Genomic DNA, 24399 nt, shown 5'->3' with positions numbered 1-24399 from the left:
AGGGGGAAAAGTCAACCCCGCTTCTTTCTTTGAACAAGCCTAATCGCAGCAAAGAGTGCGAAAGCCGCAAAAAACATGCCAAGAGTGAGCGGAAAACCCTTTGTACCCATGGCATCCATGCCCACACCGACCACTTGTGGCCCTGCCAACATGCCGATGGCATAGCAAAAGATGAAGGCGGCGTTGGCGGATGCGAGTTCGCGTCCGGTGAGTTCAGAGCCGAGATGGGCGAGGCCAACAGTATAGAGTCCGGCGACAACGCCGCCCCATAGAAACAAAACCCCTGCCATCAGATACCAGTTGCTCATAAGATAAGGCAGCGCGATCATGCCCAAGAGCCCGGCTACGGCACAAAACAGCAGCAGTTTACGGCGGTCGGAAATACGGTCGCTGACGATGCCAAGCGGAATTTGCATAAGCACATTGCCAAGCCCGATCATGGTCAATAAGAGCGCTGCATCACCCTCCGTATAGCCGACCTTTGCGCCGAACACCGGAAACAGCGCAAAGCCGCCCGTTTCAACGGCGCCAAACACAAACACGGCCATTGTTGCCGTGGGAACAGCAAAAATGAAGGGCAGGAAGGGAACGTGCTCACCTTCCTCAAAATCCGGGCTGTCGCGCCATGCAATAAGCACCGGAATTGTAGCAATCAGGATGATTGCGAAGCCGACATAGAAGGGCAGGCCACCGGCGCTGCCAATTTTCGAGAACAGCCAGGGGCCAAATGCGAAACCGAGCGAGAGCGATGTCGCATAGATTCCGAGCACCAATCCCCGTTTTTCGGGCGGTGCGGAGGCATTGATCCAGTATTCGGACAGAACGAACAGCACCGTCAACGCAAAATGCAGCACGATTCGCAGAGCAAACCATGCCCAAAGCGGTTGCAGAAAGTGAAATCCGACAAAAGCGATGCTGCCGATGACCAGCATCAACACGATGGCCTTGGCCACACCAAGGCGGGCAGCAATCGGTGCGGCAAGCGGCGCTGCAACAATCGATGCAAGGCCCGCAACAGCAGTGTTTGCCCCGATAAGGCTGGCGGAATAGCCGCGGCTTTCAAGCAGCACGCTCAAAAGCGGAATGCCAAGCCCGATAGCGGCACCCATAGCGCTGATCGTAGCGATCGCTGCGGCAAGCGAGCGCCAATGCAACTGCCCCTGAGGGTTCCTGCCGTTTGGTTCCTGAGGAATGCTCTCAGCAGGATAGATTTCTTTATTCATAAGGTCAGATCACTTCACGCACAAAGCGGCCATGCCGCTTGCTGTATTGCGCCACAGGAAGAGTGACGGGCAGGTCAAACCGGCTTTGCGAGAGCAGCATTCGTGCTTCCTTCAGAATGGCTTGCGTAATGCGGGCAACGTCGAGTTTATCAACATCATCAATGGCGACCCAATCCAAATCTTCCAATTCTCCGCTTGGGACAAGTGCTGAGCTTTCCAGTCCCGGTAAACTGTCGCGAAATGCGATGAAAAATCGCGTATCGAATCGACGAATATTGCCTGGTGGTGTCACAGCACGGGCGAAATAGCGCAGATCGCCAAGTGCAGGCAATGCGCCACGCTCAAGGAATGCACACCAATCCTTATTATCAGGCATTATTATGGTGTTTGATGACAGTTGTTTGCGAGACGAGGCTTCGGCTGTGGCTTCGGCTGTGACGCGGCGTGCAATCCGCAACCCCGTTTCCTCAAATGTTTCGCGGATGGCACAAAGCCCAAGCGCGCGTGCCCGACGCAATGTTGCCCGAGCACCCATGCCGGAAAGCAGTTTCTGTGTGTCATCCTCTGTCAGTTCGCTTGCGGCGGCGATGGCACCATCTTCCGCATCGGCTCTGCCGCCGGGGAAGACGAATTTTCCCGGCATGAAAACCAGACTGGGGTGGCGCCGCCCCATAAGAATACGCGGTGTGTTGCCTGTGCGGTCAATCAACACCAAGGATGCGGCATCGCAGGGCCGCAATGCTGGCTTGGGAGAGGTCGGCTTTGAAGGGGCGCAGGCTGTCACGGTAGAACCGCTTGTTATGTGACGTCGCTGTAATCGCCTTCGCCGTGTCCACCGAATCCGTGCATGAACAAAGCCCATTGCAGCCCGATTGTCGCGCCTTTGACAGGCTGTAGCAGGAGCAGGCTCAACAGAACGATCATCGGCCCCCATATGGCCATATGGGTCAACAGCGATAGATTGGTGGTGGCTTCCACGCCCATGAAAGCCGCAACCACGATATGGCCGACGATGAGGATCGTCAGATAGGCCGGCAGATCATCGGCGCGCTGTTCTGTGTAATCTTCACCGCAGACGGAGCAATGGTCGACCGGTTTCACAAACGCACGAAACAGCTTTCCTTCGCCGCAATGCGGGCAGCGGGATTTGAAGCCACGCCACATGGCTTGCTTCAAATCACGGCTCGGTCGTGCGGCTTTCGGGCTTTCGCCACCGAAAACCTGAACTGGACTGTCTGTGGAACTGGCCTCTAGCATGCTCATCTGCGACCTCTGCTCTTAGAGCGCGAAACGCCCGAAGGTTTTCCTTTGCGCCCGCGCATTCCTTTGCTTGCCTTATGATGCGAACGCGTCGACATCGGCAGGGAATGCGGTTCCGAAACCATCTCAAAACGAAGTGCCCCCGCAACAGGGAGCGCTTCCACAAGCCTTACCGTCACCGTATCACCGAGACGGAAGCCTTTTCCGCTTCTTTCACCGGCAATTGCATGATTGGCTTCATCGTAAAGATAGTATTCATCACCCAAAGTTGAAATAGGCACAAGCCCATCTGCGCCATATGTCGCAAGAGACACAAACAATCCGGCCCTCGTCACTCCGGTAACACGGGCTTCATAATCATCGCCCAGATGGGCGGCGAGGAAATGTGCGATCAGACGGTCCACGGTTTCGCGCTCGGCAAGCATCGCGCGGCGTTCCGTGGATGAAATCAGTGCTGCTGTTTCTTCAAGCTGGGCTTCTTCATCGGTGGTCAGGCCATCCTTGCCAAGATTCAGAGCCTTGATCAAAGCCCGATGCACGATCAGATCGGCATAACGGCGGATGGGCGAAGTGAAATGCGCATATTTATGCAAATGCAGGCCAAAATGACCAATATTATCAGGGCTGTAAATCGCCTGACTTTGCGTGCGCAGCACAACCTGATTGACCAGATCCTGATGATCCGTGCCTTCAACAGCCTCTAAAATGCGGTTGAACTGTGCCGGCTTGAGAGCGGCGCCTTTGGCCAGGTTCATATCAAGCGTGCGCAGAAACTCGCGCAAGGATTCCTGCTTCGCAAGGGCGGGTTCATCGTGAATGCGGAAGATCAGTGGCTGGCGATGCGCTTCAAGCACTTCTGCCGCTGCAACATTGGCCTGAATCATGAACTCCTCGATGAGCTTATGCGCATCAAGCCGTTCAGGCACGACCACTTTGTCCACCTTGCCATCGGGTGCCAGAATGATTTTTTTCTCAGGCAAATCCAGCTCAAGCGGTTCACGCGCATCGCGACCGCGTTTGAGAGCGCCATATGCAGCCCACAACGGCTTGAGGATCATGTCGAGTATCGGTGCGGTCTTCTCGTCGGTTGCGCCATCAATCGCGGCCTGTGCCTGCGCATAGGCGAGTTTTGCAGCCGAACGCATCAGGATGCGATGGAACTTGTGAGACTTCTTGTGACCATTGGCGTCGAAAACCATGCGCACAGCAAGTGCTGGGCGATCTTCCAGTTCACGCAGTGAGCACAGATCATTGGAAATGCGCTCTAGAAGCATCGGCACAACGCGGTCGGGAAAATAGACTGAGTTGCCGCGCTTCAATGCTTCACGGTCGAGTGCTGAATTGGGACGCACATAGGCTGCAACATCGGCAATCGCCACGATGACGACGTGGCCGCCCAGATTGGTCGGGTCGGTATCCGGCTCGGCATAGACCGCATCATCGTGATCCTTTGCATCGGCCGGATCAATAGTGACGAGCGGAATTTTGCGCCAGTCTTCGCGGCCTTCCAGCGTTGCAGGCTTGGCATTTTCGGCTTCGCGGATCACGTCTTCTGGGAAGATATGCGGAATTTCGTGTTCATGGATCGCGATCATCGAAAGCGCTTTTTCACTATCGACAGAGCCTACGACCTGACGCACCTTCCCACTCGGTAGACCGTAGCGGCGTGAAGACTGAAGTTCGACTTCGACCAGATCGCCGCTTTTGGCGTCGAGCAGCGATTGCGGGTCAAGCTGCACTTCCGGCTGCTTGCGGTTAACGGGTTCAAGCCGCCACTCGCCGCTGCTCAGCCGGCGCAAAACGCCGAGAACCGCATTGCTGCTCTGGTCTATAACCTTGATGACGCGGGCCGAATATTCCGGACCTTCATTTTCCTTGTTGCGGAAAATCTTCGCCAAGACGCGGTCACCAACACCAACCGTCGGTCCATCGGATGATTTGTTAAGGCGTGTGCGGCGGATCAGAACGACAGGCGGCTTGCCATATTCGGCCTCATCCCAGTCGCTCGGACGGGCAACGAGGCCGCCATCATTGTCGCGGCCGGTGATGTGGAGCGTGGCGATCGGGGGGAGAGAACCGGGGCGGGACAATCGGCGTGCGCGCTTTTCGAGCAATCCATCGTCTGCAAGTTCTCGCAGCAGGTTTTTAAGATAAACCCGTGCATCGCCCTTGATATTGAACGCCTTGGCAAGTTCACGCTTGCCAGCGCGGTCCGGGTTTTCTTCAATGAATTTGAGGACGTCCTGACGCGTCGGCAAATGAGCAATGGGATCAGCCGACTTTGCCTCGTTGCGTTTTGCTGTTGCTGCACGCCGTTCGGTCCGTGCGGATCGTCCGGTATCGGATTTGGGGAAACGGCGTGCCAAGTCTTACTCCTCTGCCGCTTTCGCCTTGCTTTTTGATTTTGCAGCAGGCTTTTTTGCGGCGGTCTTTTTCGTTGCTGTCTTTTTTTCAGCGGTCGCAGTTTTTGCGGCGGTTTTGCGGGCCGGCGCCTTCTTGGTCTTGGTGCTGCCAGCCTTGGCGGCAATCAAAGCGAGCGCTTCTTCCAGTGTCACACTGGTCGGCTCCTGGCCTTTTGGCAGTGTGGCATTGACCTTGCCCCAATTGACATAAGGGCCATAACGGCCATCGCGCACGGTGATGGGACCGCCATCGGGGTGATCGCCAAGCGTTGCAAGGGCTGCCGGTGTCGAGCGTCCGCGACCGGGGCCTTTGGATTGCTTGTCTGCAAGAACCGCAACGGCGCGATTAAGACCAACTGAAAATACCTCTTCGGCGTTTTCGAGATTGGCGAAGGTGCCGTCATGGCTGACATAAGGCCCATAGCGCCCGATGCCTGCTGAAATCATCTTGCCGGTTTCTGGGTGCTGGCCAACATCGCGTGGAAGCGACAACAGTGCCACGGCCTTTTCATGATCGATTGTATCAACTGACCAGCCTTTAGGCAGGCTGGCACGCTTGGCTTCCTTGCCTTCACCGCGCTGGATATAGGGGCCAAAACGTCCTGTGCGTGCCGTAATTTCCTCACCGGTAAACGGGTCTTTGCCGAGCGACTTCGGTTCATCAGAAGCTGCTGCTTCGCCATTGCCGTCACCGCCGAGCTGGCGGGTGAATTTGCATTCAGGATAGTTTGAGCAACCAACGAATGCACCATATTTGCCAAGTTTGAGCGAAAGTTGGCCGGTGCCACAGGTTGGGCATGTGCGTGGATCGCTGCCATCGCCGCGATCAGGGAAGGCGAGCGGCGCGAGTTCTTCATTGAGTGCATCAAGCACGTTGGTAACGCGCAGTTCCTTGATGTCATCAATAGAGCCGGAAAAATCGCGCCAGAAATCGCGCAGCACGTCTTTCCAGGAAAGCTTACCGTCGGAAATCAGATCGAGCTTTTCTTCGAGATCCGCCGTGAAATCATATTCGACATAGCGTTTGAAAAAGCTTTCAAGAAACGATGTTACCAGACGGCCTTTGGGTTCCGGTATAAGCTTGCGCTTGTCGATGGTGATATATTCGCGGTCGCGCAGCGTTGCGAGCGTGGCGGCATAGGTCGATGGACGGCCGATGCCAAGCTCTTCCATCTTCTTGATAAGCGAAGCTTCCGAATAGCGTGGCGGCGGTTCGGTCGAATGCTGGGTCGCATCGATTTTTTCTCGTGAAATGGCCTCACCAGAACGGATTTCAGGCAGCTTTGCGCTATCTTCGTCCTCGTCTTCTTCCTCGCGATGGTCTGTATAAGCAGCAAGGAAGCCGTCAAACTTCGTAACCGAACCATTGGCTCGCAGCATCGCCGATTTTGCGCCGTTAATGGCTTCAATATCGGCGGTCGTGCGTTCAATGTCGGCAGCCTGCATCTGGCTGGCAATGGCGCGCTTCCAGATCAGTTCATAAAGGCGTGCCTGATCTTCGTCGAGATAGCGGCGGACTTCCTTTGGATGACGCGAGAAATCCGTTGGACGGATTGCTTCGTGCGCTTCCTGTGCGTTCTTGGCCTTGCTGGAGTAATAGCGCGGTTTTTCGGGAACGTATTTTGCACCGAAATTGTTGCCAATAGCATCACGGGCGGCACTGATCGCCTCTGGAGCCATCTGTACGCCGTCGGTACGCATATAGGTGATGAGACCCGCAGTTTCGCCGCCAATATCCACACCTTCATAAAGGCGCTGTGCAACCTGCATGGTGCGCGATGCCGAGAAGCCAAGCTGGCCGGATGCGGCCTGCTGAAGTGTTGAAGTGGTGAATGGAGGACCGGGATTGCGCTTGGTTGGCTTGGCCTCGACAGAGATGGCCTTGAAGCTTGCGCCTTCCAGCATGGTACGGATGGCAGTTGCCTGCTCTTCATTCTTGATGTCGAGCTTGCCGACTTTTTTGCCGTCAAGAACGGTCAGCCGCGCAGTGAAAGCATCGTTGCGCGGGGTTTTAAGCGCAGCAGCGATATTCCAGTATTCTTCACGAATGAAGCGTTCAATCTCGGATTCGCGATCACAGACCAGACGCAGCGCCACAGACTGCACACGGCCCGCAGAACGCGCGCCGGGCAACTTGCGCCACAAAACCGGAGAGAGGTTGAAGCCAACCAGATAGTCGAGGGCACGGCGCGCTAGATAGGCATCGACCAGCGGCTCATCAATATCGCGTGGATTGGCGATAGCATCCAGAACGGCCTTTTTGGTGATCGCATTGAATGCAACACGCTTGACCGTTTTGCCCTTGAGCGCTTTCTTCTGATTAAGAACTTCCAGCACGTGCCACGAAATGGCTTCCCCTTCGCGATCAGGGTCAGTTGCAAGAAACAATGCATCGCTGTCTTTGAGCGCTTTGACAATGTCTGCCAGACGCTTGGAGGAATTGCTGTCTACCTCCCATGACATTGCAAAATCTTCATCCGGACGGACCGATCCGTCCTTAGCTGGTAGATCTCGCACGTGACCAAACGAGGCCAGAACCTTATAGTTCGAGCCTAGATATTTATTGATGGTTTTTGCCTTGGCAGGCGATTCGACTACGACGACGTTCATTAAAACTGCCCAGATTCGCGATGCTTACGGATGGATTATCCTTTTATCGCGTTCAAATATTTGCCTTTCACATGAACAGCGGTTTGCGTTTGGTCAAGAGCGACGAGCGAAAAATCGATAAATACAACTTAAAATTGCTTTTGTTAATTATAAACCAAATGGTAGTATTGCGTTGGGGTATATCCAACGGGCAAGCGCCAGAAGGGTGGTTTTCATAAGCATGAAACCGAACGATCTTGGGGGCAAGAATGGTTCAACGGATAGCAACGCGCGGGGAGATAATCATGTATATTGAACAGATGCTTGAAGAACTGATCATTATGGCCAAAAAAAATAATCAGCATATGCTGGCATATATGATGGATATGGCATTGCAGGAAGCGCGGGACGAGCGCCGCCTTTGCGAGAATGCTCAATAATTATCCGTTTATTTTTATTGAGGCATAAGCGCCACCTGATTGCCGGGATACCGTAATAGCCTCCCGGCAAGATCGAGTTCCAGCAGAATGAATTGTACATTGCCCGATTCCAGGCCCGTGTGTCTGACAAGCGTGTCAATATCGACAGGGACCGGTCCGAGCGCATTCATAAGAATGTCTCGCTCTTCATCCGTGGTTGCTGCCTGACGGTGCTCTGGTGGTTCCTCAAACTGTTTGAGAAGATCAGGTTGATCCGTCTTGTTGCGCATAGTTTCGCCGCCTGTCAGCGGAGCAAGGGCTTCAATGACATCATCGGCATGCGTTACCAGTGTTGCCCCTTGCTTCAAAAGCGCATTGGTGCCGCGTGCACGCGGATCAAGCGGTGAGCCGGGCACGGCAAAGACTGTGCGGCCCATTTCACCAGCCATACGGGCACTGATGAGCGAACCCGAACGCTCCGCTGCTTCAACCACGATGAGACCGAGTGAAAGGCCTGCAATAATGCGGTTACGGCGCGGGAAATCACGCGAGCGTGGTTCAGCCCCCATCGGCATTTCGGTGATCAGCGCGCCGCTATGTTCAGGAATGGCACGATAAATCGGCAGGTTTTCGGGTGGATAGGGCTTATCAAGGCCGCCAGCCAGCACAGCCACCGTTCCGCTTTGCATGCTTGCCTTATGCGCTGCGGCATCAATGCCGCGTGCAAGGCCGGAGACAATAGCGAAACCTGCATCACCCAGATCACGTGCAATTTTTTCGGTAAAACGTGCGCCGACGACTGACGCATTGCGTGAGCCAACGATCGCTATGGGCGGTTTGCGAAACACATTGACATCACCCTTGATGATGACCAGCGGAGGAGGCGCTTCGCAGTTTTTCAATTGTTGCGGATAGTCGGGTTCGCCCATGCCAACAAGACGCGCGCCGATGCGCTCAATGGCTTCAAGCTCACGCTCGGCATCTTCGAGCGGTGTGACGCGTATAGTTCGCGAGCCGCCGCCACGAATGTTGAGGCTTGGCAGCCGTTCAATCGCGTTGGCGGCTGATCCGCAAAACAAAATCAGATCACGGAACGTCACCGATCCGATATTGTCAGTGCGGATAAGACGCAGCCAGTTGAGCCGCTGCCGATCTGAGAGGCGAATTCCATTTTTCGAATTCGCGCTTTCTGTCATCCCTTTTTGCCGATCTTGCTCTCGGTGCCGCTTAAAAGCCGCGAGATGTTGGTGTGATGCTTGATAAAGATGATCAATGTCATGACGGCAAACAAGCCGGCAATTGCCGGATCACCACGCATATAAAGCACAATCGGAACAATAAGACTTGCCACCAGTGCTGACAGCGAAGAATAGCGGGTGAGAAGGGCGGTGATGATCCATGCCGCGATAAAAACCAGTGCGCTGGGCCATGCGAGACCGATCAGAATGCCGAGATAGGTTGCGACACCTTTGCCGCCCTTAAAACCAATCCACACCGGGAAAAGATGGCCGATGAAGGCACCAAAACCCGCGGCAATTGCAGCCGCTTCGCCAAACCGCCATGCGATCAGCACCGCAACGGTGCCTTTGAGCGCATCAAGAATGAGTGTTGCGGCTGCGAGCTTTTTGTTGCCGGTGCGCAAAACATTGGTTGCACCAATATTGCCGGACCCGATTGCACGCACATCGCCCAGACCCGCAAGCCGGGTCAGAACAAGCCCGAAAGGAATGGAGCCGAGAATGTAACCGAAAATCAGTGTCCCCAGCGACACCAGACTGAACAGACCTGTTTCGGTCATGAAGTTCCCCATATGCACTTTATTAAAACCAGTTGAGAAGAAAAGCCGCCTGAAATCAAGACGGCTGATCTGAAATTTTTAAACTGAATAAACTGTTTTGCCGCCGACTATAGTGCGGTTCACGCGTCCCTGGAAGCGGGCACCTTCAAAGCAGCTGTTCTTCGAGCGCGAATGCAGGTCTTCTTCGCGAACCACCCATGGTTCGTCAAGATCGACGATTGCAAGATCGGCTTTTGCGCCGGGCATCAATGTGCCGGCATCCAGCCCGAAAATACGTGCAGGAGCGGTTGAGAGCACTTCTACCAGACGCAGCAGCGGAATGCTGTCGTTGTGGTGCAGGCGAAGCGCCGCCGCCAGTAGTGTTTCCAGACCAATCGCGCCAGCTTCAGCATCGGCAAAAGGCAGGCGTTTGGTGTCAACGTCCTGCGGATCATGTGCCGAAACGACAATGTCGATTGTGCCATTTTTGACTGCTTCAACCATCGCCAGACGATCTTCTTCGCTGCGCAGAGGCGGTGACAGACGGAAGAAGGTGCGGAACTCACCAATGTCGTTTTCATTCAGCGACAGGTGATTGATTGAAACACCGGCTGTTACCTTGGTGCCAAGGTCTTTCGCACGACGAAGCGCATCCGCAGACATGGCGCAGGAGAGCTGGGCTGCGTGATATTTGCTGCGGGTGAGAGCGGCCAAACGCAGGTCACGCTCCAGCGGGATGACTTCTGCTTCGCGTGGGCTACCCGAAAGGCCGAGCCAGCTTGCAAAAAGGCCTTCATTCATCACGCCATTGGCGCCGAGATAGGGGTCACGGGTTTCGCAGGCAATCACCGCATCAAAATCGCGCGCATAGGTCAGAGCGCGGCGCATCAATTGTGTATTGATAAGCGTGTTGCGGCCTTCCGTGAAGGCAACCGCACCGGCATCACGCAGCAGGCCGATTTCCGTCATTTCCTCGCCATGCAAGCCTTTGGTGATGGCGGCTGCCGGATGCACATTGACGATCGCGGTATCGCGCGCCGTGCGCTTGACGAACTCGACCAGCGCTACATCATCGATCACCGGATCGGTATCCGGCATCATGATGATGGAGGTTACACCACCCGCTGCGGCGGCACGGCTGGCAGAAGCAATCGTTTCGCGATGTTCAGCGCCCGGTTCGCCGATAAAGACGCGCGAATCGACCAGGCCGGGCAGGATTGCCATGCCGTTCAGATCGACGACCTCCGCACCTTCCGGTGCGCCCTGATTGCGGGCATCAGCACCACTTGCGGTGATCTTGCCATCTTGAATGAGCAAGCTGCCGTGTTCATCCAGCCCGCGCGATGGATCAACAATGCGGGCATTTTCAAAAAGGATCGCACTCATGCGCGTTCTCCTGCGGTTTCTGCGCGACGCGGATCAAGCAGAGCTTCCATCACTGCCATGCGCACAGCCACGCCCATTTCAACCTGTTGCTGGATCATGCTCTGCGGTCCATCTGCCACATCGGATGCAATCTCGACGCCGCGGTTCATCGGACCGGGATGCATAACCAGAGCGTCAGGCTTGGCATATTTGAGCTTTTCATTATCGAGGCCATAAAAGTGGAAATATTCGCGCACTGAAGGCACGAATGAACCCGCCATACGTTCGCGTTGCAGACGCAACATCATCACGACATCGGCGTCTTTGAGACCCTCTTCCATCGTGTTGTAAACTTCAACACTCATGTCAGCGATGCCAGCAGGCAGCAGGGTTGACGGGGCAACAACGCGGACGCGTGCGCCAAGCGCATTGAGCAGCAGGATGTTTGAGCGCGCAACGCGCGAATGCAGTACGTCACCGCAAATGGCAACGATAAGATTGCCAATGTCACCCTTGGCACGGCGGATTGTCAGCGCATCAAGCAGTGCCTGTGTCGGGTGCTCGTGCGCGCCATCGCCTGCATTGACCACAGCACAGCCGACTTTTTGCGCAAGAAGTGCGGCTGCACCCGCAGATGCATGGCGTATGACCAGAATATCCGGCTGCATGGCGTTCAGCGTCATGGCTGTGTCGATGAGCGTTTCGCCCTTCTTGACCGACGAATTGCCGACCGACATGTTCATCACGTCTGCGCCCAGCCGTTTTCCGGCGAGTTCGAACGATGATTGCGTTCGCGTCGATGCTTCAAAGAACAGGTTGATCTGGGTGCGACCACGCAGCACGGATTTTTTCTTCTCGGACTGTCGGGAAACAGCCACTTCCTGATCTGCAAGGTCAAGAAGACAATTAATGTCCAGGGGCGATAGCCCCTTGATGCCAAGCAGATGGCGATGAGGAAAAATCGGAGAGGCCGGTTGTTGGGTCATGGCAAGTCATCCGTTTAGAACCGGCGTTTAGAACCGGCGTTTAGAGCCGCGAAAGCTGGACAGTAACCGCCCTTATAATGGCTTTGGCCGATTCACAAAGAAAAACCTGTGTTGTTTTGCGCAGAAATTGCATGTGTGTGCGAAAATGTTAGGAAATTGGAACGCAAGAAAGCATAGAATGTTAAATCAGCAGGCATTAAAATGCTTGTATTGAGATCATTGAATTGAACAAACCAAACGGATCAGCCTGTGAAAACGCATGAAGTTACCAACCAGACCCCGTTTATGACGGGCACGAATGCATATCTGGGCGATCCGCTTCTCATGCAGATTGCAGCACGTTTCCCAAAAGAACTGCATTCCGATCTGGAGAGCAACGGTCGTTTTGTCATGTCGGCAGAAGCGCAGGATCTTGCGCGTCTTGCCAATACGGAACTGCCAAAGCTGCGCAGTCATGACCGTCAGGGGCGTCGCATTGATCTGGTGGAATATCATCCGGCCTATCATGCGCTGATGCGTCGTTCGATTGCGCAGGGCCTGCATTGCTCGATCTGGGAGGCCAATCCTGCAGAAGCCGGACGCCGCCATCAGGCGCGCGCTGCCCGTTTCTTTCTGACTGCTCAGCTTGAAGCCGGGCATCTTTGTCCGCTGACGATGACCAATGCGTCGCTTGCGGCTGTCATGGCTTCGCCTGATCTTTACAAGCTATGGTCGCCGCAGATTTTGTCGCGCAAATATGATTCCTCGCAAAAGCCTGCATTCAACAAGCAGGGTATCACGCTTGGCATGGGCATGACCGAAAAGCAGGGCGGTACCGATGTTCGCGCCAACACGACCCGCGCCGAACGCAATGAGGATGGCACTTATACATTGAGCGGACATAAGTGGTTTATGTCCGCGCCCATGTCCGATGCATTTTTGGTGCTTGCGCAGGCGGAGGAGGGGCTTTCATGCTTCCTGCTGCCGCGATTGACCAATGGGGCGGCTGGCAACGGCTTTTTCTTCCAGCGTCTCAAAGACAAGCTCGGCAATAAGTCCAATGCTTCGGCAGAAGTCGAATTTGATGGCGCTATCGGTCATCTGGTCGGTAATCCCGGCGAAGGCGTTAAAACCATTATGGATATGGTGACGCTGACGCGGCTGGATTGTGCGGTTGCCTCTGCCGGTCTGATGCGTTCGGGGTTGGCGGAGGCTATTCACCATGCCCGCCATCGCATTGTTTTCGATAAGCCTCTGATCGAACAGCCGCTGATGAGCCGGGTTCTTGCTGATATGGCGCTGGATGTTGCAGGTGCGACAGCACTTTCCATGCGCCTTGCGCGCGCATTCGATATGGCTGCAACGGACCGTGCGGAAGCGGCTTTTGCACGCTGCATGACACCGGTTGTTAAATATTGGGTCTGCAAGATTGCCCCGTCACTGCTTTACGAAGCGATGGAGTGCCTCGGCGGCAATGGCTATATTGAGGATGGCAATCTTGCGCGCGCCTATCGCGAGGCCCCAGTCAACGCAATATGGGAAGGCTCGGGCAATGTCATGGCGCTTGATGTGGCGCGCGTGCTGTCGCGTGCCCCATCTTTATTTGATGAAGTGCTGGACTGGATTAGCGAAAAGCTTGGCGTGCGCGGGCAGGGTACCATTGATGTGCTTCAGGCTGCTTTGCAATTGACCGAATCCGATCAGGGTGTTGCGCGTCTTCTGACAGAGCAGCTTGCCTATGCCGCAGCTGCAGCCGAACTGCGAAATCTCGGGGCTGATGATATTGCAGACGCCTTTATTGAAACCCGTCTGGGCGGACAATGGCGCTCAACCTATGGCATGCTGGATGCGCGCCACGACGCCAATCGGATCCTTGATCAGCTTTATCCGGCGTCGTGATCGTCATCATCATAAGGCGATGAGCGAAGCAGGTGCAGACGATCAAGCGCGCCTTGCAGAATGAAGGAAGCCGCGGCCGAATCGATGCGTTCGGCCCGTTTCCCGCGAGAGACATCCATACCGATTAACACGCGTTCAGCGGCGACCGTCGACAGGCGCTCGTCCCAGAACACGAAGGGCAGATCGGTCAGCGGCTGCATGGTGCGCACAAAGGCGCGGGTTGCCTGAACGCGGGGCCCGGCTGAGCCATCCATATTCATCGGCAGGCCAATAATAATGACGCCGACTTTGTCTGCTTCGAGCGCTTTTAACAGCACCTGTGCATCGATTGTGAACTTTGTGCGTTTTATAACGGGGCGGGGATGGGAGAATGACAAGCCAAGATCGGAAACAGCAAGGCCAATCGTTTTGGTGCCAAGATCAAGCCCGGCAATTGTCTGGCCGGGTTGCAGAATTTCCAAAATGTCTTCGATCTCAACGACGGCCATAGGTCCTCATAGTATTTTGATCAGGCTTCATATTGCCTGATGGAATTGAGCCGTAATATCTGTTTTGAAACTGAAAATCGAGCCGCAAGGAGAAACACAATGAAAATCACCTGGTTGGGCCACGCTGCCTTTCGCGTTGAGACAGATAAGGCGGTCATTCTGATCGACCCGTTCATTCATGGAAACCCAGGCGCTAAAGGCATTGATTTCAAAGAAGCGACCAAGGGCGTCACGCATATCGCGCTCACCCACGGTCATGGCGATCATATTGGTGACACTGTTGAGATTGCCAAAGAAACCGGTGCGACTGTGATTGCGAACCCCGAAATTACCGGTTGGCTTGGCCGCCAAGGTTTGGAAAAATTCAGCATGGGTAATACAGGGGGAACCATTGTTCGCGAGGGGTTCAGCGTAACGTTTGTGAATGCGCTGCATTCTTCCGCCATGATGACTGAAGATGGCATCACGCAATCAATGGGTAATCCGAACGGTCTGGTATTCCATTTTGAGGATGCGCCGACACTCTACCATATGGGTGACACGGACATTTTCTCCGATATGGCGCTGATCAATGAACTGCACCAGCCAGAAATCGGCATTGTGCCTATCGGAGATCGTTTTACGATGGGTGGTGCTGTGGCAGCGCTTGCGTGCCAGCGCTATTTCAATTTCAAAACCGTTCTGCCATGCCATTACGCCTCGTTCCCATTCATTGAAAAGACCGCAGACAAGTTTGTTGCGGCAATGTCTGACTATAAAGAAACGAAGGTGCTTGTCGCTGACGCCGGCACTGTCCACACGTTCTAACTGCGGATGGAAGCGCAAGAAATGTTGCGCTTCCCAACCTGCACCGCTATAGCCGGTAAAAGAACCTTTTCAGGGTGGCGGTTCGCTGCCCTAAATTATAAATTTGCGGAGAACAGGATGTCCGTCGATATTTCCACCGTCAAGCGCGTTGCGAATCTTGCGCGCATCGCCGTCAATGAAGACGAAGCCGAGCGCATGACCGGTGAACTCAATGCAATTCTGGGCTTTGTCGAGCAATTGAACGAAGTCGATATTGAGGGCGTTGAACCCATGACTTCTGTAACGCCGATGAAGATGCGTCTGCGTGAAGATGCAGTGACGGACGGCAATATCGCCAATGCCATTGTTGCCAACGCGCCTGTGACCGAAGACAATTTCTTCGTGGTGCCAAAGGTCGTGGAGTAAGTCGATGGCTGTTCGGGTTTCCGTCGAGACCCCATTGCAGGATGATGTGCGTGATCTTGTTAGAGCATTGAACGCGCATATGCTGCCGCTTTCGCCTCTCGAGTTCCAGTTCAAGATGACTGTTGAACAGATGGCTGAGCCGGATACGACGGTTTTCGTCGCACGGGATGAAGATGGCAAGGCCGTCGGCTGTGGTGCGCTGAAGATGCACGATAACGGTGTGGGAGAACTCAAACGCATGTTCACCCGCCCGGAAGTCCGGGGCAAGCGTATCGGCTCGCATCTTGTCGCTGCAATTGTCGAGCTGGCAAGAGCCAAGGGTGTTTCGCGGCTGGTGCTTGAAACGGGTACCGGCCCCGGCTTTGATCCGGCCTGGCGGCTTTATGAAAATTCGGGTTTTGCGCGTTGCGGAGTGGTTCTGGATTATCCTGACTCCGAATACAGCGCCTTTTTTGAAAAGCGTCTTGCTGAGGCGTGACTTTACAGGATTTGATGATGAGCGAACTGACCGCACTGACTATTGCCGAAGCGCGCGATAAGCTGAAGGCTAAAGCCTTCACCGCGACCGAACTGACAGAAGCCTATATTGCGGCTATTGATTCCGCCAATGACAAGCTCAATGCCTATGTCGCTTTGACGCCTGAAAAGGCGCGCGAAATGGCAAAAGCATCGGATGCACGCATTGCCGAAGGCAAGGCCGGTGCTCTCGAAGGTATTCCGCTTGGTGTGAAAGACCTGTTCGCGACCAAAGGCGTGCACACGCAGGCCTGCTCGCATATTCTTGATGGTTTCAAGCCGGAATACGAATCGACCGTCACCGCCAATCTCTGGGCTGATGGCGCGGTCATGCTGGGCAAGCTCAATATGGACGAATTTGCCATGGGCTCGTCCAACGAAAGCTCCTATTATGGCCCTGTGAAAAACCCTTGGCGCGCAAACGGCTCAGATGTTGATCTGGTGCCGGGTGGCTCTTCGGGTGGTTCAGCGGCGGCTGTTGCTGCACATCTTTGTGCAGGCGCTACGGCGACCGATACCGGCGGTTCGATCCGCCAGCCAGCAGCCTTCACAGGCACAGTGGGTATCAAGCCGACTTATGGCCGTGTTTCGCGTTGGGGTGTCGTTGCTTATGCATCGTCGCTTGATCAGGCTGGTCCGATTGCTCGCGATGTACGTGATGCTGCGATCCTGCTGAAATCCATGGCATCGCTTGATCTCAAAGATACGACATCTGTTGATCTGCCTGTGCCGGATTATGAAGCAGCGATCGGCAAATCGCTGAAAGGTCTCAAAATCGGTATTCCAAAAGAATATCGTATGGATGGCATGCCAGAAGAAATCGAAAAGCTTTGGCAGCAGGGCGTTCAGTATCTCAAGGATGCGGGTGCGGAAGTCGTTGATGTATCGCTGCCGCACACCAAATATGCGCTTGCTGCCTATTATATTGTGGCACCTGCAGAGGCTTCGTCTAACCTCGCACGTTATGATGGTGTGCGTTACGGGCTGCGCGTACCGGGCAAGGATATTGCCGACATGTACGAACAGAGCCGCGCCGCTGGCTTTGGCAAGGAAGTAAAGCGCCGCATTCTGACTGGTACCTATGTTCTGTCAGCTGGCTATTACGATGCTTATTATCTGCGCGCGCAGAAGGTTCGCACGCTGATCAAGAAAGACTTTGAAAATGTCTTTGCAAGCGGCGTTCATGCAATCCTGACGCCGGTTACGCCTTCTGCTGCATTCAGCATTGGCGATAAGGAACTCGCAAACGATCCGGTCAAGATGTATCTCAACGACATCTTCACTATCACGCTCAACATGGCTGGTCTGCCGGGCATCGCAGTCCCTGCGGGTCTCAACGATCAGGGCCTGCCGCTTGGGCTTCAGCTGATTGGCCGTCCGTTTGAGGAAGAAACATTGTTCCAGGCAGCAAGTGCAATCGAGCAGGCTGCGGGACGCTTTACGCCAAAGAAGTGGTGGTAAAATCTGAAACTCTTATTCGCCGTGCCCGGCTTCGATCCGAAAATCGGGATCGATTTTCAAGAGGATCGAAGCCAGAATATAAAAAATTAGAGCGACCTTTGTGCGTCCAAGTGGACGCACAGCGCTCTATGTCTGGCGAATTTGTTTTGATGGCTGAAATTGCGGTGCGCGCATGGCAAACCGCAGCGCGTGAGATTGTTCTGACGGATGAAAGACGGTCAGAACTTCAGTCCAAATTCCTTCGCGATTTGCGCGAAAATACCGATGGTGTTCTGTTGGCGGAGCGAAGCGGCGAGATTTGCGGCTGGGGCGCTCGCGTCCCGAAAACAAACTATGTTTCTGATCTTTGGATTGCCCCTGCCTTTCACGGTCAGGGAGTGGGCGGCGCCCTGCTTGACGCACTGATGGCACAGATTGTTCTTGATGGTTTTGTGGAAGCCGAAATTGGCACCCATGCCGATAATTTTCCAGCAATCGGGCTTTATGAAAAAGCAGGGTTCAGGATCTATCACCGCAGCGAAGAATGGTCGGAGTGCTTTGGCCGAACGGTTGAAAAAGTCCGTATGCGGATCGTCTTGTAAAGTTTCATTGTCATTTGGGCATATGCGCCTATCCTCTGTAAGGAATCATTTTTCAGCAGGAGGGGCTTATGTGGATTATGCTTACGGATGTCAGTGGCGAGCGTGTTGCCGTCAACTTCAATCACGTCCTGTCTTACAATGCATATGGCACCGGAACGCGTATTGTGACGCTGAGCACTGATCTGACATTCTTCGTTAAAGAGTCGATCGATGACATTCAAACCAAGCTCGGCATCGATGTGAAAAGCTGAAACATATAGAAAAAACGTCAGCGTGCATAACACGCTGACGTTTATCTTTTGTGATCTGGCTGGCGAAAAGCTTAAATATCAAGCTCTTCCACAAATGCAGCGCGATCCTGAATGAAGCGGAAGCGTGCTTCCGGCTTTGTACCCATCAGATCATCAACAGTGCTGCGCGTTTCATCAACGTAATCTTCATCGACATGAACGCGCAGAAGCGTGCGCTTCTTTGGGTCCATGGTCGTTTCTTTCAGCTGATCGGCACGCATTTCGCCAAGACCTTTGAAACGGCCGATTTCGATTTTACCGCGCCCGGTGAACATCGTGCGAAGCAGTTCATCCTTGTGCGCATCGTCGCGCGCATAGGCGACTTTGCCGCCTTGGCTCAAACGATAAAGTGGCGGGACTGCCAGATAAAGATGGCCGTTGCGGATGAGGTCCGGCATTTCCTGATAGAAGAACGTGATGAGCAGCGATGCGATATGCGCGCCGTCAACGTCAGCATCAGTCATGACGATCACGCGATCATAGCGCAGATCGTCTTCGCGATAATTTTTGCGCGTACCTGCTCCCAGTGCCTGTACGAGGTCGGCAATCTGCTGGTTGGCTGTCAGTTTTTCACGGCCAGCACTGGCCACATTGAGAATCTTGCCACGCAGTGGCAGGATCGCCTGATTGGAACGATTGCGTGCCTGCTTGGCGGAGCCGCCGGCCGAGTCACCTTCGACGATGAAAAGTTCTGCACCTGCCGCCGCATTCTGCGTACAGTCTGCAAGCTTGCCCGGAAGGCGCAGCTTTCGTGTCGCACTCTTGCGGACGGTTTCCTTTTCCTGACGGCGACGCAGGCGTTCTTCGGCGCGATCAACAACCCAGTCGAGCAAGCGCGAAGCTTCCTGCGGTGAAGCCGCCAGCCAGTGGTCAAACGGGTCGCGGATAACATTTTCGACAATGCGCTGCGCTTCAACCGTCGCAAGCTTGTCTTTGGTTTGGCCAACAAATTCTGGTTCGCGAATAAAAACTGACATCATGGCAGCAGCCGATGTCATCACGTCATCCGTTGTGATGATTGAGGCGCGCTTGTTGTTAGTCAGTTCTGCATAAGCCTTAAGGCCGCGCGTCAATGCAATGCGAAGGCCTGCTTCATGCGTGCCGCCATCGCCGGTTGGGATCGTATTACAGTAGGAATTGACAAAACCATCGCCGCCATACCAGGACACAGCCCATTCAACGGCGCCATGCCCGCCCTGCTTTTCGGTGCGGCCCGAGAAAATCTCGCGCGTCACCTGATGCTCTTTACCCAGTGAGGCTGCGAGATAATCTTTCAGGCCGCCGGGAAAGTGGAAAACAGCCTTTTCGGGTGTTTCTTTTTTTGGATCAAGAAGAGATGGATCGCAGTTCCAGCGGATTTCAACACCGCCAAACAGATAGGCTTTCGAGCGCGCCATGCGGTAAAGCCGGTGCGGATCGAAATGTGCAGCCTTTCCGAAAATATCCGGGTCGGGATGAAAGCGGACGCGCGTGCCACGACGATTATGCACTTCGCCGACATCTTCAAGGCCGCCTTGTGGAATGCCGCGCGAGAAGCGCTGGCGATAAAGACGGCGATTGCGGGCGACTTCAACTTCCAGAACATCGGAAAGCGCATTAACCACTGAGACACCGACACCATGCAGACCGCCGGAGGTTTCATAGGCCTTGCCGTCAAACTTGCCGCCTGCGTGCAGCTTGGTCATGATCACTTCAAGCGTCGATTTTCCCGGCACCTGTGGATGCTCGTCCACTGGAATGCCGCGTCCATTATCGCTCACAGTCAGGAAGCCTTCGGCATCAAGACTGACTTCGATGAAATTGGCATGGCCTGCAACGGCTTCGTCCATCGAGTTATCGATGACTTCTGCGAAGAGGTGATGCAGGGCTTTTTCGTCGGTGCCGCCAATATACATGCCGGGGCGCAGACGAACCGGCTCAAGGCCTTCGAGAACGCGAATGGAGGAGGCGTTATAATCATCGCCGCCTGATGAAACAGGTGGAGCTTTGGTTGCAGCAGGTGCTGGCTTCGGTGCAGATGATGGCGTCGCCGTTGGCGCAACAGGCGTCGATGCAGGCGCCTTTTTGGGCTGCTGCTCCATCTGCCGTTCACGGGCATTGTTGACTACTCTGGAAAAGAGATCGTTGCTGTCGTCCATCTTTGTCCGAAAAGCTTTCTGTCTGAAACCGAAAGAACCGTCCCCACTGAACGGCACGAAATAAGTTGTCTGCGAATCACAATGATAATGCCATGAGAATACCCGCAATGCGAACAAAGTTCGCCTTACGTTCCGCTTTTGCCCGGAGTTATCAAATGATTTTGCTCGCAGCGCAACAGATTTGCACCAGAAACGTGGCGAAAGTCAAACCGGGCGCTTTTCGTAATCGAATTAGGATGGAAACGGGCATGGCATTCGCGTAAGCGCAATGGAGTTGAGAAAATTGCGAGTAGCGAGATGCAGGGCAGGGCGGCAGGCGGCTTAGAAGCGCATGTAAAGGGCATGGCGATCATGGTGCTCTCGGTATTGCTGTTGCCGCTTATGGATGCCATCGGCAAATGGCTTGCGATGATGGATAATATGCCGCCGGCGACCGTCACCTTTATGCGCTTTTTCATTCAATCCTGGCTAATGTTCCTGATCCTTGTTGTGATGGGCGGGATCGCAGCGCTGCGGACCACGCATCTTGTCGGCAATCTTGTGCGCGGCGCACTGATGGGCTTTGGCGGAACGTGTTTCTTCACTGCCGTCAAATATATGCCTCTGGCGGATGCCATGGCGGTGTTTTTTGCCGAGCCGTTGATCCTGACGCTGCTTTCAGCGGTATTTCTCAAGGAGAAAGTCGGCTGGCGTCGTTTCAGCGCTGTTGGTATCGGCCTGATCGGGACGATGATCGTTATTCAGCCAAGCTTCGAGATTTTCGGCGCAGTATCCTTGTTGCCTCTCGCAACGGCTGTAACTTTTGCGATCTATCTGATCCTGAACCGGAAATATGGTGCGAAAGAAGGCCCGGTCGTGATGCAGTTTTACGCCGGTATCGGTGGATCGCTGATTGCGGGGCTGTTTATGGTTTTCGGCACGGCTATGGGCGTGCAAGACTTAGGTTTTTCGTTGCCGCATAGTCTACAGCCCTGGCTGCTTCTGCTTTTGCTGGGTACAATCGGCACTGTCAGTCACCTTCTGGTGGTGCAGGCATTCAAGCTTGCACCGGCGTCGATGCTCGCGCCGTTCCAGTATCTGGAGATCGTCAATGCGGTTCTGGTCGGTTTGATTGTCTTCGGCGATTTCCCAACGCCCTCCAAATGGTTCGGAATCGCAATTATCGTGGGATCAGGTTTCTATGTGTTTATGCGCGAGCGGCGCGTGAAGAGCGTCTGATTATTTGGTCTGACGAGGGCCAAAGACGCTTTCGAAAGCTTTGCCCAATGCCACATCGACATCGCCCATCGTCACCGGTAGCCCCAGATCGACGAGGCTTGTCACGCCGTAATCAGCAATCCCGCACGGTACGATGCCGCCGAAATGTTCGAGCTCCGGCTCGACATTGATGGCAATGCCGTGGAAGCTCACCCAGCGGCGCAGGCGGATGCCGATCGCGGCAATCTTGTCTTCGCACATGCCACCAGTGGCAAGCAGGGGCTTTTCCGGGCGAACAACCCAGACGCCAACGCGATCTGCGCGCCGTTCGCCTTTGATATTGAATTGTGCAAGTGTTTCGACGATCCATTGCTCTAGCGCCGTCACAAATGCGCGCACATCTTCGCGGCGACGCTTCAGATCGAGCATGACATAGGCCACCCGTTGGCCGGGACCGTGATAAGTATATTCGCCACCGCGCCCGGTGTTGAACACTGGAAAGCGATCCGGTGTCAGCAGGTCCTCGGAATTTGCGCTGGTGCCTGCGGTATAGAGTGAAGGGTGTTCAACAAGCCAGATCAGCTCATTTGCTGTCCCTTCGCGAATGGCTGCGACACGCGCTTCCATAAAGGCGAGCGCTTCTTCGTAATCCGTTAAACCGTCAGTGATCAGCCAATCGACAGGCTGATCGTTTGACGATATGGGCAGAAAATGCGTTGGGCGGTATCCGTCGCCGGATTTTTCGGGAAGGGGGGATGCAGAGCTTTCTTTCATGATCGCAGCATATGACGTTTTTGTAGGTATACTGCCAGATGTCAAAATGCCTCTGCCTCAACAGCCTGTTGCAATCAAAACGTCTTATGCAGATCTACACAAAAAGGTTTGCGCAGATTTCTCGCGGTTCCTTGTCAGGCCTTTGGGCCGCTATATATTTATCCCTACTATTCAGCGCAGGTTCATCAACCATCAATCATGATGTTTGCAGTTGAAGTGGAGAAGAATATGATTAATTCACTGAAAAAAATGATGGTCGGCTTGATTGGCGCAACATTTTTAGTGGGGGCGATTGCTCCTGTTTCCGCATCGCCGGTCCTGCCCACTGCACAAATCGCCAGTAGCGATAACATTGCCAATGTTCGGGATGATCGCTGGCGGCGCCACGGTAACGGCAACTGGAATAGCCACCGCCCCGGTCCACGTCCGGGCTGGAATGGTCACCGTCCTGGCCCACGTCCCGGCTGGAATGACAATCATCGCCCGCGTCCGGGTTATTGGAACGGCCATCGTGGCTATAACCATTATCGTAACGGCTACCGCCGTCACAATGATGGCTGGTGGTATCCGCTGGCAGCGTTCGGCGCTGGTGCAATCATTGGCGGCGCAATTGCGAACCAGCCGGCACCGCAGCCGGTATATCGTTACAGCAACAACCATGTTCAGTGGTGCTATAATCGCTATAAGTCCTATCGCGCTTCGGACAACACGTTCCAGCCATATAATGGGCCTCGCCAGCAGTGCTATTCGCCGTACCGATGATAGCAATTTGAATTTTCAGAATGACAGCCGCCTCGCAAGGGCGGCTGTTTTTATATGCAATATTTTCAGCAAAAGTGCAGAGCATTTCTGTGGGCTTGCCCCTGTTTAGTGAAGAGCTTTTGGCACTAATTTTCGGTTCATCATCTCGAACTGGACCAGCGATTTATACGCGAGCGGATGGGCCACATCCTTCGGACACCAAAGTGAACAGGCGATCTGCTGCGCCAGGACGCTCAGACAGGGGAAAGCCGCCGTTGTTCGCCTTCGCTGCATGACTTTCACCTAAGCGTCAGTGCATATCGCGCACAACATAATCGTCCGGAACGTTGATGGCGAGATCGGGTGCTTGCCATCACAATCGTTTAAACACCGCCAAACACCGACCAATTCATGTCCCAGCACAAGATTTCCAAAGCACGCGTTCCCAATAATGAATTGCCATGTTGGTTGAGTCCCGGAGACCAAACAGATATTGAAGCGATACCGGGCACAACCGCCAGAATCCCCCCACCCACGCCACTTTTTGCCGGCACGCCAACCCGGAATGCGAAATCACCAGAGCCGTCATAATGGCCACAGGTCATCATAAGGGCATTTATGCGGCGTGCACGCTCGACGCTGACAATGCGGTGTTTGCTGATCGGGTCTCGACCGGAGCTGGAAAGGAAAAGCGCAGAACGGACGAGCTGTTCACACGACATCGCCAGTGCACATTGGTGATGATAAACACCCAGCACATGAGACGGTATATTATCGAGATTGTTATTGGCCTTTAGCATATTGGCAAGTGCAGCATTATTGAAGCCAGTAAGGTCTTCCGCCTTGGCTACATTTTCATCAATATAGATGTCATGATCGTCTGCTGCTGACTGAACAAAACGAACGATCTCGCCAATGGTTTCACGGGGCTTATGCGTGCTGAGCAACAGATCGGCAATAACAATTGCACCGGCATTGATAAACGGATTGCGCGGAATTCCCTTTGTCATTAAGCATGGAATAAGGACCCCATTTGAGGGGTTATCGGCATCCAAACGGGACCCCTTATTTAAAGGGTAACATGACCTTCGATTTCAATCGG

At 54.3% G+C, this 24399-nt stretch carries 22 protein-coding genes and 1 pseudogene; 10 read left to right on the top strand and 13 right to left on the bottom strand.

What is annotated here, in order from left to right; translation table 11 throughout:
* Positions 1-11 precede the first annotated feature (11 nt).
* The 5 genes from VBH83_RS16855 to topA form a co-directional block, all read right to left on the bottom strand.
* Positions 12-1154 (bottom strand): MFS transporter, encoded by a 1143-nt coding sequence (locus VBH83_RS16855; protein ID WP_396998735.1) that lies wholly within the window; start codon positions 1152-1154, stop codon positions 12-14.
* Between the two features lie 73 nt (positions 1155-1227).
* Entirely contained in the window at positions 1228-1866 is a 639-nt protein-coding gene (locus VBH83_RS16850) for an NUDIX hydrolase (RefSeq protein ID WP_265986693.1), read from the bottom strand.
* A 155-nt stretch (positions 1867-2021) separates the two neighbouring features.
* Complete coding sequence (locus VBH83_RS16845; RefSeq protein WP_265986639.1) at positions 2022-2486, bottom strand: DUF983 domain-containing protein; 465 nt, start codon at positions 2484-2486, stop codon at positions 2022-2024.
* Positions 2483-4849 (bottom strand): ribonuclease R, encoded by a 2367-nt coding sequence (gene rnr / locus VBH83_RS16840; protein WP_396998729.1) that lies wholly within the window; start codon positions 4847-4849, stop codon positions 2483-2485. Before rnr ends, VBH83_RS16845 begins: the two co-directional genes overlap by 4 nt.
* 3 nt (positions 4850-4852) lie before the next feature.
* Positions 4853-7495: a type I DNA topoisomerase gene (gene topA, locus VBH83_RS16835; protein WP_265986635.1), complete on the bottom strand. Its 2643-nt coding sequence runs from the start codon at positions 7493-7495 to the stop codon at positions 4853-4855.
* Positions 7496-7779: 284 nt separating this feature from the next.
* Here topA and VBH83_RS16830 point away from each other — a divergent pair, with 284 nt between their 5' ends.
* Positions 7780-7914 (top strand): hypothetical protein, encoded by a 135-nt coding sequence (locus tag VBH83_RS16830; protein WP_265986634.1) that lies wholly within the window; start codon positions 7780-7782, stop codon positions 7912-7914.
* Positions 7915-7928: 14 nt separating this feature from the next.
* Here VBH83_RS16830 and dprA read toward each other — a convergent pair whose 3' ends face one another.
* The 4 genes from dprA to VBH83_RS16810 all read right to left on the bottom strand — a co-directional run bounded on the left by dprA (position 7929) and on the right by VBH83_RS16810 (position 12021).
* Complete coding sequence (dprA, locus tag VBH83_RS16825; protein WP_265986633.1) at positions 7929-9089, bottom strand: DNA-processing protein DprA; 1161 nt, start codon at positions 9087-9089, stop codon at positions 7929-7931.
* On the bottom strand, positions 9086-9691 hold the full coding sequence (gene plsY / locus VBH83_RS16820; RefSeq protein WP_265986632.1) for a glycerol-3-phosphate 1-O-acyltransferase PlsY: 606 nt from the start codon (positions 9689-9691) through the stop codon (positions 9086-9088). Before plsY ends, dprA begins: the two co-directional genes overlap by 4 nt.
* A gap of 78 nt (positions 9692-9769) precedes the next feature.
* Positions 9770-11056, bottom strand: coding sequence for a dihydroorotase (locus VBH83_RS16815; RefSeq protein WP_265986631.1), 1287 nt, complete (start codon positions 11054-11056; stop codon positions 9770-9772).
* A complete protein-coding gene (locus VBH83_RS16810) occupies positions 11053-12021 on the bottom strand; it encodes an aspartate carbamoyltransferase catalytic subunit (RefSeq protein WP_265986630.1) in 969 nt (322 codons plus the stop codon). Before VBH83_RS16810 ends, VBH83_RS16815 begins: the two co-directional genes overlap by 4 nt.
* Positions 12022-12270: 249 nt before the next feature.
* Here VBH83_RS16810 and VBH83_RS16805 point away from each other — a divergent pair, with 249 nt between their 5' ends.
* Positions 12271-13899, top strand: coding sequence for an acyl-CoA dehydrogenase family protein (locus VBH83_RS16805; RefSeq protein WP_265986629.1), 1629 nt, complete (start codon positions 12271-12273; stop codon positions 13897-13899).
* On the opposite strand, the gene ruvX is transcribed toward VBH83_RS16805, so the two are convergent.
* On the bottom strand, positions 13884-14387 hold the full coding sequence (gene ruvX / locus VBH83_RS16800; RefSeq protein WP_265986628.1) for a Holliday junction resolvase RuvX: 504 nt from the start codon (positions 14385-14387) through the stop codon (positions 13884-13886). The two genes, VBH83_RS16805 and ruvX, sit on opposite strands and share 16 nt — an antisense overlap.
* Before the next feature lie 99 nt (positions 14388-14486).
* On the opposite strand from ruvX, the gene VBH83_RS16795 reads away from it, so the two are divergent.
* The 6 genes from VBH83_RS16795 (at position 14487) to VBH83_RS16770 (ending at position 18408) form a co-directional block, all read left to right on the top strand.
* Positions 14487-15194, top strand: a complete 708-nt coding sequence (locus tag VBH83_RS16795) for a metal-dependent hydrolase (protein ID WP_265986627.1) — start codon at positions 14487-14489, stop codon at positions 15192-15194.
* A 117-nt stretch (positions 15195-15311) separates the two neighbouring features.
* On the top strand, positions 15312-15599 hold the full coding sequence (gene gatC / locus VBH83_RS16790; RefSeq protein WP_265986626.1) for an Asp-tRNA(Asn)/Glu-tRNA(Gln) amidotransferase subunit GatC: 288 nt from the start codon (positions 15312-15314) through the stop codon (positions 15597-15599).
* A 4-nt stretch (positions 15600-15603) separates the two neighbouring features.
* A complete protein-coding gene (locus VBH83_RS16785) occupies positions 15604-16077 on the top strand; it encodes a GNAT family N-acetyltransferase (RefSeq protein ID WP_265986625.1) in 474 nt (157 codons plus the stop codon).
* A gap of 17 nt (positions 16078-16094) precedes the next feature.
* Positions 16095-17576 carry an Asp-tRNA(Asn)/Glu-tRNA(Gln) amidotransferase subunit GatA gene (gatA, locus tag VBH83_RS16780; protein ID WP_265986624.1) on the top strand — a complete coding sequence of 494 codons (1482 nt, stop codon included), beginning with the start codon at positions 16095-16097 and terminating at the stop codon, positions 17574-17576.
* A 128-nt stretch (positions 17577-17704) separates the two neighbouring features.
* The gene (locus VBH83_RS16775) at positions 17705-18157 is read left to right on the top strand and encodes a GNAT family N-acetyltransferase (RefSeq protein ID WP_396998722.1); all 453 of its coding nucleotides are present in this window, start codon (positions 17705-17707) and stop codon (positions 18155-18157) included.
* 68 nt (positions 18158-18225) lie between these two features.
* Complete coding sequence (locus VBH83_RS16770; RefSeq protein WP_265986622.1) at positions 18226-18408, top strand: hypothetical protein; 183 nt, start codon at positions 18226-18228, stop codon at positions 18406-18408.
* 71 nt (positions 18409-18479) lie between these two features.
* Here the strand turns inward: VBH83_RS16770 and parE are convergent, their stop codons facing one another.
* Positions 18480-20585, bottom strand: a complete 2106-nt coding sequence (gene parE, locus VBH83_RS16765) for a DNA topoisomerase IV subunit B (RefSeq protein WP_265986621.1) — start codon at positions 20583-20585, stop codon at positions 18480-18482.
* 297 nt (positions 20586-20882) lie between these two features.
* On the opposite strand from parE, the gene VBH83_RS16760 reads away from it, so the two are divergent.
* Positions 20883-21803, top strand: a complete 921-nt coding sequence (locus tag VBH83_RS16760) for a DMT family transporter (protein WP_265986620.1) — start codon at positions 20883-20885, stop codon at positions 21801-21803.
* On the opposite strand, the gene lipB is transcribed toward VBH83_RS16760, so the two are convergent.
* Entirely contained in the window at positions 21804-22556 is a 753-nt protein-coding gene (gene lipB, locus VBH83_RS16755; RefSeq protein WP_265986619.1) for a lipoyl(octanoyl) transferase LipB, read from the bottom strand.
* A gap of 228 nt (positions 22557-22784) precedes the next feature.
* On the opposite strand from lipB, the gene VBH83_RS16750 reads away from it, so the two are divergent.
* Positions 22785-23318, top strand: coding sequence for a BA14K family protein (locus VBH83_RS16750; RefSeq protein WP_265986618.1), 534 nt, complete (start codon positions 22785-22787; stop codon positions 23316-23318).
* Positions 23319-23680: 362 nt separating this feature from the next.
* Here the strand turns inward: VBH83_RS16750 and glsA are convergent.
* A pseudogene (gene glsA / locus VBH83_RS16745) lies at positions 23681-24298 on the bottom strand (glutaminase A); the annotation flags it as partial.
* Positions 24299-24399 lie beyond the last annotated feature (101 nt).

Source organism: Ochrobactrum sp. S1502_03 (assembly GCF_044435015.1).
GTDB classification, from domain to species: domain Bacteria; phylum Pseudomonadota; class Alphaproteobacteria; order Rhizobiales; family Rhizobiaceae; genus Brucella; species Brucella chromiisoli.
Note: the sequence above shows the minus strand (reverse complement) of the source record. Positions and strands in the feature narration are given on the sequence as shown.